We start from the raw sequence: 12,080 nt of genomic DNA on the forward strand, positions 1-12,080 counted from the left end.
TAACTAATTATATAAATACCAAAAATGGCAAAGCAAAATTCATCTCCTTCACTGTTCCAGCGCGATCTGATCAGCACGGCCGTACGGGAGTCATTTGTCAAACTTAGTCCGGCTATTCTGATCAAGAATCCGGTTATGTTCACCGTCGAAATCGGCACCGTCGTGATGGTGCTGGTAACGGCCTACATCGCCATTACGGGCGATACCACACAGGGGTCACTGGCCTACAATGTGTCGATTACGTTTATTCTGCTGCTCACCATTCTGTTTGCCAACTTTGCCGAGGCCATTGCCGAAGCACGGGGGAAAGCACAGGCCGAATCGCTCCGGAAAACGCGGCAGGAAACACCCGCCAAAGTCATCCGGTCAGTGGGCAACCTGTACACCAACGAAGTACAGATGATCTCGTCGGCACAACTCGTCAAAGGCGACGTGTTTCTCTGCGAAACGGGCGACATTATCCCGTCCGATGGGGAAATCATCGAAGGGCTCGCCACCATCGATGAGTCGGCCATTACGGGCGAATCGGCCCCGGTCATTCGGGAAGCCGGTGGCGACAAATCATCGGTGACGGGCGGTACCAAAGTATTGTCGGACCGCATTAAAGTGCAGGTGACCACCCAGCCCGGCGAATCGTTTCTGGACAAAATGATTGCCCTGGTTGAAGGGGCAACCCGGCAGAAAACGCCCAACGAAATTGCCCTGACGATTCTGCTGGCGGGGTTTACCCTGATCTTTATTATCGTCTGCGTGGCCCTGAAACCCTTTGCCGATTATGCCAATACGCCCATCACCATTGCAGCACTGATTTCGCTCTTCGTCTGCCTGATTCCAACGACCATTGGCGGGTTGCTTTCGGCTATCGGAATTGCGGGTATGGATCGCGCCCTGCGGGCCAACGTGATTGCTAAATCGGGTAGGGCTGTCGAAACGGCGGGTGATATTGATACCCTGCTGCTGGATAAAACCGGCACCATCACCATTGGTAACCGGAAAGCAACGAATTTCTATCCGGCGCCCGGTATTCCCGAATCGGATATGATTCGGGCCTCGGCGCTTAGTTCGCTGGCCGATGAAACCCCGGAAGGCAAGTCGATTGTCGAACTGGCCCGCAGTGGTAACTGGGGGCCCGACGTGACTTCGCTACTGTCGACCGATGGCGCTACGCTGATCAAGTTTACTGCCGAAACACGTTCGTCGGGTATCGACATGCCCAGCGGTCCGAATGGCGCTCCGCTACGGATTCGGAAAGGGGCTACGGATTCGATTCGAAACATCGTCACGCGGGCGGGCAATACGTTTCCGGTCGAAACCGAAAATCAGGCGAAAAAAATTGCCGGTAATGGCGGAACACCCCTGGTCGTGATCGAGAACGAGCAGGTGCAGGGGGTTGTCGAACTGCAGGACGTTATCAAGCCGGGTATTTCGGAACGGTTCGACCGGTTACGGAAAATGGGCGTTAAAACCGTGATGGTCACGGGCGATAACCCCCTGACAGCCAAGTTTATTGCGGAGAAGGCGGGCGTCGATGATTACATCGCGGAAGCCAAGCCGGAAGATAAAATGAATTACATCCGCCATGAGCAAACCGGTGGTAAACTGGTAGCGATGATGGGCGACGGAACCAACGATGCCCCGGCGCTGGCCCAGGCCGATGTGGGTGTGGCGATGAACTCCGGCACCCAGGCAGCCAAAGAAGCCGGTAACATGGTGGACTTGGATAACGACCCGACCAAGCTGATCGAAGTCGTTGAAATTGGGAAGCAGTTGCTCATTACGCGGGGTACGCTGACCACCTTTTCGATTGCCAACGACGTGGCCAAGTATTTTGCCATCGTGCCGGCGCTGTTTGTTGTATCGATTCCGGCGCTGGAAGCGATCAATGTCATGAAACTGCACAGTTCGGAGTCGGCCATTCTGTCGGCGGTTATTTTCAACGCCATTATTATCCCAATGCTGATTCCGCTGGCCCTGCGCGGGGTTGAGTACAAACCCATTGGCGCATCGGCGCTGCTTCGGCGCAACCTGTTCATTTACGGCCTCGGCGGCATCGTCGCTCCATTCGTTGGCATCAAACTGATCGACCTGGTCGTGGGCCTGTTTGTCTAATATAAAAACTAACATCATGAAAAATCACATCGCTCCAGCCATTCGCCTGACGCTCGTTCTGCTGGTCATTCTGTCCATTGTTTATCCGCTTGTGGTAGCGGGCGTTGCCCGGTTTGCACCGGGAGAAGGGAAAGGGGAAACCGTAACGGCCAACGGAAAAATAGTTGGTTATGCCTTAGTTGGTCAAAAGTTTACCGAAGATCGTTATTTCAATGGTCGTCCGTCGGCCGTAGACTACAATGCGTCTGGTTCGGCGGGGTCCAACAAAGGCCCTTCGAACCCCGATTACCTGAAAACGGTTCAGGCGCGTATCGACACCTTTCTGGTGCATAATCCCAGCGTTCGGAAAGAGGATATTCCCGCTGAGTTAGTTACTGCATCGGGTTCAGGGCTCGATCCGGACTTGTCGCCTGTAGCGGCCAAAATTCAGGTGGCACGGGTAGCTAAAATTCGGGGTATCTCCACGGAACGGCTAACACAACTGGTTGATGAACACACGAAAGGCCCATTGATGGGTTTGTTCGGTCCGTCGACCGTGAATGTACTGGCCCTGAACGTTGCGCTGGACCAACTTAAGTAACGCTGAACGCCTGATTCGATCCATTCCTGATAAGGCCGACGAATCGCTCATCCGGGTGGATGGACGGTTAGTCGGCCTCAACAACAAGTATGAAAAAGTTTATTACCACAGTAGCCGTTTTAATAGCCAGTTTCTCAATTGCTGTAGCGCAAACGACGGATTCAACTACGTCGTCGGCTCCAGCGCCGACGGCTGCCACCACGACAGCCAACGCCGGACTAACCGTTTCCGGCTATGTCGAAGCCTATTACGCACACGATTTTACGGCCCCCAAAACCAGTCAGGAGCGGCCCGGATTTTTATACAACCACAAACGGAATCGGGAAGTGAACGTGAACCTGGCGTTTATTAAAGGTGCCTACACCAGCGACCGGGTCCGGGCTAATCTCGCCATTCAGGTGGGCACCTATGCGCAGTATAATTATGCCGCCGAGCAACCGCTGGTAAGGAATATTTATGAAGCTAATGCGGGTGTAAAGTTGAGTAAAACAAAGGACTTGTGGCTGGATGCGGGTATTTTTCCGTCCCATATTGGCTTCGAAAGCGCCATCTCGAAAGATTGCTGGACATTGACCCGAAGTATACTGGCTGAGAATTCACCGTACTACCTGTCGGGCGCCAAGCTGACCTACAATACCCCGAATGGCAAATGGACCTTGCTGGGATCCGTACTGAATGGCTGGCAGCGGATTGCCAAACTGCCGGGTTATTCGGGGCCGTCGCTCAGCACACAGGTCCAGTATAAACCCAACGCCAATCTGGTCCTGAACTGGAGTTCGTTTCTGGGCAGCGACCGGCCTGATTCGTTGAAGCAGACGCGCTTTTTTAACAATTTCTACGCCATCATCAATCCCAATCGGCGGGTGAGCGCCATTCTTGGTTTCGACCTTGGCGCCGATCGGAAGCCCATCGGTGCGGGTGATCGGCGGGTCGGGTCCGGGAGTTATGTCTGGTATTCGCCGGTGGCCATTGTCCGGTATTCGGTAAGCGACGCGGTTAAGCTGGCGGGACGGGTTGAGTATTACGATGACAAGAATGGGGTGATTATTGCTACCGGAACGCCCAACGGATTCAAAACCTGGGGGTATTCGCTCAACATCGATTATGCTATTCTGCCCAATGCCCTGTTCAGAGTGGAGGGGAAAGTGTATGATAGTCAAGATGCTATCTTTGACTCGAAAACCAATCTGAGCAAAACAAATACAGCTTTGACAACGAGTTTAGCGGTTAGTTTTTAAACCATTTTCGTCAATTCGACAACGGTGCCAACCCGATGAGCCCCAACGACCAGAACGCAGCGCATTTTCTAAATCTCCTCCGCCAGTCACGGCGGGGGAAGTTCAAGATTTATATTGGCATGAGTGCGGGCGTGGGCAAATCGTACCGTATGTTGCAGGAAGCGCATGCCCTGCTCCGCGCGGGCATCGACGTCAAGATCGGGTTTGTCGAAACCCACAAACGGGCCGAAACCCACGCGCTGATCGATGGGCTTCCGATCATTCCCCGGCGCACCTTGTTTTATCGCGGGCGGGAACTGGAGGAGATGGATGTGCAGGCCGTTCTCAACCTGCACCCCGAGTTGGTGATTGTGGATGAATTGGCGCACACCAACATCCCCGGCTCGAAGAATGAAAAAAGATGGCAGGACGTTGTCGAGATTTTGGATGCTGGTATCAACGTTGTCAGTGCCGTCAATATTCAGCATATTGAGAGTTTGCATGCATCGGTGCGCACCATTACGGGTATCGATGTGACCGAACGGGTGCCGGATCGGGTGCTGCAAATGGCCGATGAAGTAGTGAACATCGATCTGACCGCCGACGAGCTGATTACGCGGCTTAAAGACGGGAAAATATACGAACGAACAAAGGTTGAAACGGCGCTTAACAACTTTTTTCAGCCCGAGCGGATTCTGCAACTGCGCGAACTGGCACTGCGCGAGGTGGCCACGGCCGTTGAACGGAAAATAGAAACGTCGCTGCCGTCGAGTGTGAAGGCCAAGCCCGATCGTTTTCTGGCCGCCATCAGCTCCAATCATGAAATTGCCCGCCGGGTGATTCGCAAAACAGCGCGACTGGCCGCTTACTATAACTCGCGCTGGTTTGTGCTGTATGTGCAAACCCCGGACGAACGTTCGGATCGCATCAAGCTCGATGTGCAACGCCATTTGATCAACAACCTAAAAGTAGCCACGGAACTCGGGGCTGAGGTTATCCAGGTGAAAAGCAGTAACATCGTCAATAGCATCATGGCTGAAGTAGAGAAACGAAACGTAACAACGGTTTGCATTGGTAAACCACACCTGACGCTGCTCCAGATTATTCTACAAACGAACGCCTTTAACCAGCTTCTCACTAAACTGTCGGGCTCCGATACCGACCTAATCATACTCTCGTAGTAGCCATGAGCATTAAAAGCAAAATAGCGGCTGCCCTGGCCTTTATGTTCGCCATTATTGTGGCGCTTGGTGGCTTAGGCGCGTACTATCTGAACGAGCTTTCCAACGATTCGCAGGCCATACTGAAGGATAATTATATTTCGCTCCAGTACGCCAGCAATATGCAGAAGGCCTTGGCGATGATTACGGACCCGGTTGAACGCGACCCCGATGGACTGTCTGAGTTTGAACAAAACCTAAAAAAGCAGGAGGCTAACATTACCGAAGTTGGCGAACTGGAATTGACCAGTGGCCTGCGCCGGGAGTTTAACCGGATACGAACCGGCACGTTGGACCCGGTTATCGTTTCGCACATTCGGCAGCACTTATTTGGGCTCGATGACCTGAACCGGCAGGCCATCATCCGAAAAAATGAAATTGCCAAACAAACGGCCAAAGACGCCCTGTTGTGGTTGCTGGCCGTTGGGACGTTGTGCTTCCTGATCCTGTTTTCGTTTATCATTAATTTCCCCGGTTACGTGGCCAATCCGGTTCGGGAGCTAACGCGCGGGATCAAGCAGGTGGCCAAACGCAACTTTGAAGAGCGCCTGCACATTGAATCCAACGATGAATTTGGTGAGTTGGCCCGCTCGTTCAACTTAATGGCGCAGAAGCTGGACGAATACGAACACTCCAGTCTGGCCAGGGTACTGTTTGAAAAACGCCGGATTGATACGCTCATTCAGATCATGAGCGAAGGCATTGTGGGGATGGACGAAACCAAGCGGATTCTGTTTGCCAACCCGGTGGCCTGCCGCCTGCTGGGCGTCGAGGAAGCGCAGTTGATTGGTCAATATGCCCCCGACGTGGCTGCGTCGAATGACCTGATGCGGACGTTGATTCAGGATGTGATGTCGGGGAACAAAGCCGAGCCCGAACGCAATGGTTTCCTCAAAATCTATGATCCCGGTCCGGAGGGTTCCGGCTTAAACGGGGCCGCTCCAGAAGGGGAGGGGAAAGAAAGTTATTTTAACCGACGGACGCATACGGTGGAAGTGACGCCTACGGGCGAAGATCAGCCCCAACTGGCGGGATATGTGATGGTACTCGAAAACATAACGCCCTACAAAGAGCTGGACCTGGCAAAAACTAACTTCATCGCTACCATCTCGCACGAACTGAAAACGCCCCTGTCGAGCAGTAAGATGAGTCTTAAATTGCTGGAGGACAGTCGGGTAGGTGCCTTGAATGAGGAACAGAAGGCGCTCGTTGCCAATGTTGGTGACGACATAAACCGGCTGCTTAACCTCACTGGCGAACTTCTTAACATGGCGCAGGTTGAATCGGGTCAGATTCAGTTGAACATACAGGCCGTTGCGCCTGCCGACATTGTCAATTATGCCACCAATGCGCTGAAGGTAGCCTCCGAAAATAAACATATTACACTGGCCGTGACCGCACCCGCCGGGCTACCCATTGTGCTGGCCGACCCCGATAAAGCCTCCTGGGTGTTGGTCAATTTTCTGTCAAACGCCATTCGGCACAGCCCTGCCGACGGGGTGATTGAGGTATCGGCGCGCAAGGCCAACACGTTTGTTGAGTTTCGGGTGCGCGATTATGGTTCGGGCATTCGACCGGAGCACCAGAACCGGGTTTTCGACCGCTATTTCAAAGCGCCCAATGTAAATGGGCAGGTCAACGAAGCGTCGACGAGTGGCACGGGGCTTGGGCTGGCTATTTCGAGCGAATTTATTCAGAGCATGAATGGGCAAATTGGGCTAGATACGTCCGTAACGGACGGTGCCGCTTTCTTTTTTCGGCTCCCCATCGACGCCGAACCGACGAACACGCGTAGATAAACTGGCTTTGGTACTTATAGATTCATTAACTACACACAAACGATGAATCGAATCAGTACCGTAGGACTTGTTGGTATCGTACTGCTGTTGCTTAGTATGCGTATGGCCTGGTGTCAGAACACAGCGGTTAACTGGAAAAAAGTTAAGGTGCTGGTGTACACCAAAAACGGGAAGGGGTATGTACATGATAATATTCCAAACGCCGTTCAGTGCATTCAAAATCTTGGCCGGCAGAATGGCTTCTCGGTCGATGTATCCGACCAGCCCACGGTTTTCACGGAAGCTAATCTAAAGCAATATACACTCCTGCTGTTTCCAAGCACCAACAACGATGTGTTCGATACGGATGCCCAGCGGCTGGCTTTTCGGCGATACATTGAAGCAGGGGGCGGCTTTGTCGGTATTCACTCCGTTATGGGCACCGAGCGCAACTGGGACTGGTTCAAACGGATGATTGGTGGCACCTTCGCCTGGCATCCGAAATTTCAGAAATTTACCATTGAGGTGATCGATACGAAAAATCCGTCCATGCAGGGCCTACCCAAATTGTGGCAAAAGGAGGATGAATTCTATTTCACCAAAGACATGTCGCCCGGCCCAACGGTCATTATGGCCAATGACTTGACGACCCTCAATCAGGACGAGCCCGAAAAAGTAAAAGCCTTTGGGGGCTCCTATACCAAACTTTACCCCTCAGCCTGGTACTACAATTTCGATGGGGGCTATACCTGGTGCACGACCCTGGGCCACGCTAAAACCGATTATGAAACCGATACGACCTTCATCCGACATATTTTTCAGGGAATTCGGTACGTAGCCGGACAGGTCACGAAAATTGATTTCAGCAAAGCCTACGCAGATTCCCGGGATACTCCCATTCGGTAAGTAAGTTTAGCTCAACTCCGTGGGCCGTGTCCTCAAGGCCCACCTGTGTGCTGACAGCACCACGAGCTTAACCTGACAATTATGGGGCCCTCACGTTTCGCTTCCGTTTAGTAAAGCCAGTGGCCAGCCTATGGATTATTTATTCATATTGCATTGACAGTCAATTGTCTATTGTGCTGGTAGGTCTATCTAAACCGTAGTATTTTAATGGAAACTTTAGTCTCTCCTGCAACGGGTGGGTACGTTGCAGATGTTCGCCCGGTTGCGCAGACGGAGCGTATTCAATCGCTGGATGTGTTGCGGGGTGTTGCCCTTCTTGGCATTCTGCTCATGAACATTCAGGGGTTCGGCCTCACCGAAGCCAGCCTTCAGCAACTTGTCCGAAATCCGCACGGGGGCAACTACTGGCTGATGACGCTGGTGCATGTGCTGTTTGAAAACAAGATGCGGGCGCTATTTTCCATGCTGTTTGGCGCAGGCATTCTTTTGTTTCTGGCCAAGAGCCGGACAGGTTCGGGCATGGCCGCCCCCGAGTTGTTGATCCGGCGTCAGCTATGGCTCATCGTTTTCGGACTGATCAATGCCTGGGGCTTGCTGTGGCATTACGACATTCTGTTTCACTACGGCATTGTAGGTATTTTCCTGTTTCCGTTCAATCGGTTGTCGCCCCGCGCTTTGCTGTTATGTGCCGTTTTTACGGGCCTGATTTACAGTGGTAAGGTGTACTGGAAATTTACGGAACAGAAGCAGGCGTATGCGAAATTTCAGCAGGTTACGGCCCTCGAAAAAAAGAACAAAAAGGGAAAGCTCACCGACGAACAAAAGGACGATAAGTCGGCCTGGGAAGGTATGGTGAAGGAGAGCCAGTATGATCGGAAAAAAGACAAAGCGGATGTGCTGGCGATGCGCTCCGACTATGCAAGCGTCTGGAACCATCAGGCGCCTAAAATCAAGCGGATGGAGGCTCCCTTTTTCTATCAGATCGGGTTGTGGGATATTACGTCGATGATGTTGCTGGGAATGGCGCTGTTCAAATGGGGTTTCTTCTCGAACCAGCTTTCCACAAAAGATTACGCGCTGCTGGCCACGGGTGGCTTGCTGATTGGGCAGGTAATGGCCTGGTTTTCATTGCCTACTTACGAGATGGCGGTCGTTGATTTTACCCGCTATGTTAGCCGCAACAGCCTCCCGGTTTCCGATTTTCTGATGCCGTTCGAACGAGCTTTTTCGGCCATCGGCTGGGCCAGTTTGGTGTTGCTGTTGTACCGGCTCGGCATCGCCAGTTGGCTCTGGAAAGCCGTCCGCTCGGTTGGGCAGATGGCCTTTACCAATTACCTGATGCAATCGGTGTTGTGCACGCTGTTCTTTTATGGGTATGGCCTGGGTTATTATGGCGATCTGAAACTGTATCAACTCTATTTTGTCGTTGCCGAGGTCTGGCTCATACAGACCGTCTTTAGTACTGTCTGGCTGACCTACTTCCGATTTGGGCCGCTGGAGTGGCTCTGGCGTTCGCTAACCTACGGTGCGTGGCAAGCGATGCGGTTACGATCGAACCCCCAACCCACGGCTACAGCCGCTATCCTTGCCTAGTCTTGTACAACCTAAACTCCTTAGTTCATGGAAACGAATCCAATTTTACCCATATCGGCTGATGCCGCCATAGCTGGGCTGGCCGCTACCCGGCCGTCCGATGCTCAGGGTGTTGTTCACGAACTGGCCCCGCAGCCAGTTGCCAAAGCGGACCGTATTCAAACCATCGACCTGATCAGGGGAATGGCACTGTTGGGTATTTTAATGATGAACATACCCGGCTTTGGTTTTCTGGGTTCTGGTTTCAACGCGATCCTCCGCAATCCAACGGGGCCTGATTTTTACACGTTCGCCATTGTAGGAACGGCTTTTGAAGGGACGATGCGCGGTTTGTTTTCCATGCTTTTCGGCGCTGGAATGGTGCTGTTTACACAAAATAAACGAGAACTGGAAAACGGCCCGACCGTTGCCGAGTACTATTATCGACGACTGCTGTGGCTGGTTTTGTTCGGCGTCATCAATGCGTACGTCCTCTTGTGGCGGGGCGATATTCTGTTCTTCTACGGCCTTTGTGGCATGCTGCTGTATCCCTTCCGCCAGACCAAAGCCGTCTGGCTAATTGGGCTGGCCGTGGTGTGCATGGGCATCAACAGCATTCGCCCCGAGTTGTGGTACAGTAATTTACGTGGGAATCGGGCGGGTTATCTGGAAGCCGTTAACCTGGAAAAAGCGCATAAAAAGCCCACGGAAAAACAGAAAGAAGCAAAGGCTGCCTGGGAGAAGTTTGAGAAGAACTTCGCGCCGAATCCTAAAAAAGATGCAAAAGAACGTAAAGAAATGCGAAGCGACTACGGTACGGTCTTCGCCCATTTACTCCCTGAAAACAGTAATTCCGAAACATTCTACACGTATTATGGCAGTTGGGATATGCTGCTAATGATGTTTATCGGCATGGCGCTTCTTCAGTGGGGGTTTTTCTCCAACAAGCTCCCTACCTCGACCTATGCGGTTACGCTGCTTGTAGGCTATGGCCTGGGATTGCCCATCAGTTGGTTTTACGCCGTCGTATCCCAGATCGACTGGGTACAACATACCGGACAGATGGTCGATAACTACCGAACGCTGCCGTTTCAACTTTACGATATCCGGCGGGTTTTGCTGGCCCTTGGGCACGCCAGTTTACTATTGCTCGTTTACCGGTCGCAGGTAGTGCCCTGGCTCATGCGGGCGCTTACGGCTGTAGGGCAAATGGCTTTCACTAATTACCTGATGCAGTCGATTATCTGCACACTGTTTTTTCACGGCTATGGGTTAGGGTATTACGGGAAACTAGCTCATTATGAGCTGTATTACGTAGTTGTCGGCGTGTGGATTTTTCAGCTGATCGTGTCGCCAATCTGGTTGCAGTACTTTCTGTTTGGTCCGTTTGAATGGCTCTGGCGTTCGCTCACCTACTGGAAAATGCAGCCCATGCGCCGGACATTAGCTACTGTTTAATGGGTACCCTCCCGTTTTATGAGTAAAAAGTGGCATGCCGCAAAAACCTTTGACAAAGCTGGTAATGCTGACAATCAGGTTATTATGGATCACAGCTTTGTCAAAGGTCAACCTAACGTTACTCGACTACACACAACGCCAGATAAAAGAAACATGTAATGGTCTCTTTGCATGCAGGTTTTACGGGGTGTATTGCCGTAAAACCTGCGCTGTTGTTTATTTTTATTTTTGCAGATCGCACAACGTCAGTTGTTCGACATAAGGAGTGAGCCGGTCTGCACAACCCGCGTTATCGACAAAAGCGCTCACCTGATAAGGCTCCCAGTGTGCACCCAATCCGCGATTGAGCGGCCATCTGTAATAAATCTCAATAAAATGGTTGCCCCAATAATAAAGCTTAACGTGGCGGTCGCTGCCCTGCCGTTCAGCGATAAAGCGCCCTTTGATGGGGATTAGTACTAACTGCTCAGAAAATGTTAATTCGTTTAACTGCTGTACGTTCATCACTTCAAGAATGGATAAAGAAGAAATTGATTGTTTTCCGTTTGGCAAACGGGGACTCGATGAAAAAGTGTACAGGTTTACTCTATATGTACAGTAAATAAATGTGTTTGTGAATTGGAAAAAATAGGTAATAAAAGATGGTGGTTCATGTTCATTAAGTAGTTACGATCCTTAATAATGGATATAATAGTGAATTGTGCAAACAATTTGTTCGCAATATAAGCTGTATAGTCTAATATTATTTACTTGTTCCGTTTAATGTATATAAATTTACTCTTATAGCCTGTTCATTTCCTTTAAGACGGTTCGACAAATGATGCTTATTAATGCAAGCTTGTCAATAAATAAGGGACAATTATTGAATAAAATATTTATCGGTATTTATCCGTAAGTCTCAGCCTGTATAACTCACTTTTTCAGGCATTTAGGTTGAATAAATTGCTGAAAAAAGGGACTAGTTAATAGAAGAAATAAGTAAACGGGAAGGCAAACGTACTGGTAAGAACAAGTGAAATTAGTAAACTATTTATTGGCTACTTTTAATTATAGGCTCCTGTTTTTTTGTCGATAAATGCAGAATTTTTTTTTAATATATAGCTGATTTTTTTATGTAAGTGCCCGGATAATTAATTAGATGTATAAATAACGACTAAAAGATGAGGGTTTATTATAAAAATCAATTGAGCACTAAGTCGTATGTATTTTCGCGGGCGGCTCAGAAACGTCAATCGCCAGA

General features: G+C 50.8%; 9 protein-coding genes. 8 read left to right on the plus strand and 1 reads right to left on the minus strand.

Annotation, left to right across the window (positions count from 1 at the left end; genetic code table 11):
* The first annotated feature begins 24 nt into the window (after positions 1-24).
* The 8 genes from kdpB to SD10_RS03900 all read left to right on the plus strand — a co-directional run bounded on the left by kdpB (position 25) and on the right by SD10_RS03900 (position 10,840).
* Positions 25-2,109, plus strand: a complete 2,085-nt coding sequence (kdpB, locus tag SD10_RS03865; RefSeq protein WP_046375772.1) for a potassium-transporting ATPase subunit KdpB — start codon at positions 25-27, stop codon at positions 2,107-2,109.
* A 16-nt stretch (positions 2,110-2,125) separates the two neighbouring features.
* Entirely contained in the window at positions 2,126-2,689 is a 564-nt protein-coding gene (locus SD10_RS03870; RefSeq protein WP_046375773.1) for a K(+)-transporting ATPase subunit C, read from the plus strand.
* 89 nt (positions 2,690-2,778) lie between these two features.
* Positions 2,779-3,927, plus strand: coding sequence for a porin (locus SD10_RS03875; protein ID WP_046375774.1), 1,149 nt, complete (start codon positions 2,779-2,781; stop codon positions 3,925-3,927).
* A 35-nt stretch (positions 3,928-3,962) separates the two neighbouring features.
* Positions 3,963-5,087 (plus strand): sensor protein KdpD, encoded by a 1,125-nt coding sequence (locus SD10_RS03880; protein ID WP_046375775.1) that lies wholly within the window; start codon positions 3,963-3,965, stop codon positions 5,085-5,087.
* Between the two features lie 5 nt (positions 5,088-5,092).
* Entirely contained in the window at positions 5,093-6,925 is a 1,833-nt protein-coding gene (locus tag SD10_RS03885) for an ATP-binding protein (RefSeq protein WP_046375776.1), read from the plus strand.
* 42 nt (positions 6,926-6,967) lie between these two features.
* The gene (locus SD10_RS03890; protein WP_046375777.1) at positions 6,968-7,810 is read left to right on the plus strand and encodes a ThuA domain-containing protein; all 843 of its coding nucleotides are present in this window, start codon (positions 6,968-6,970) and stop codon (positions 7,808-7,810) included.
* A 207-nt stretch (positions 7,811-8,017) separates the two neighbouring features.
* Complete coding sequence (locus SD10_RS03895; RefSeq protein WP_046375778.1) at positions 8,018-9,403, plus strand: DUF418 domain-containing protein; 1,386 nt, start codon at positions 8,018-8,020, stop codon at positions 9,401-9,403.
* A gap of 27 nt (positions 9,404-9,430) precedes the next feature.
* A complete protein-coding gene (locus SD10_RS03900; protein ID WP_169750807.1) occupies positions 9,431-10,840 on the plus strand; it encodes a DUF418 domain-containing protein in 1,410 nt (469 codons plus the stop codon).
* Between the two features lie 222 nt (positions 10,841-11,062).
* Here SD10_RS03900 and SD10_RS03905 read toward each other — a convergent pair whose 3' ends face one another.
* Positions 11,063-11,344, minus strand: a complete 282-nt coding sequence (locus SD10_RS03905; protein ID WP_046375779.1) for a hypothetical protein — start codon at positions 11,342-11,344, stop codon at positions 11,063-11,065.
* Positions 11,345-12,080: the final 736 nt, after the last annotated feature.

This window comes from Spirosoma radiotolerans, from assembly GCF_000974425.1.
In the GTDB taxonomy this organism is placed as follows: Bacteria; Bacteroidota; Bacteroidia; order Cytophagales; family Spirosomataceae; genus Spirosoma; species Spirosoma radiotolerans.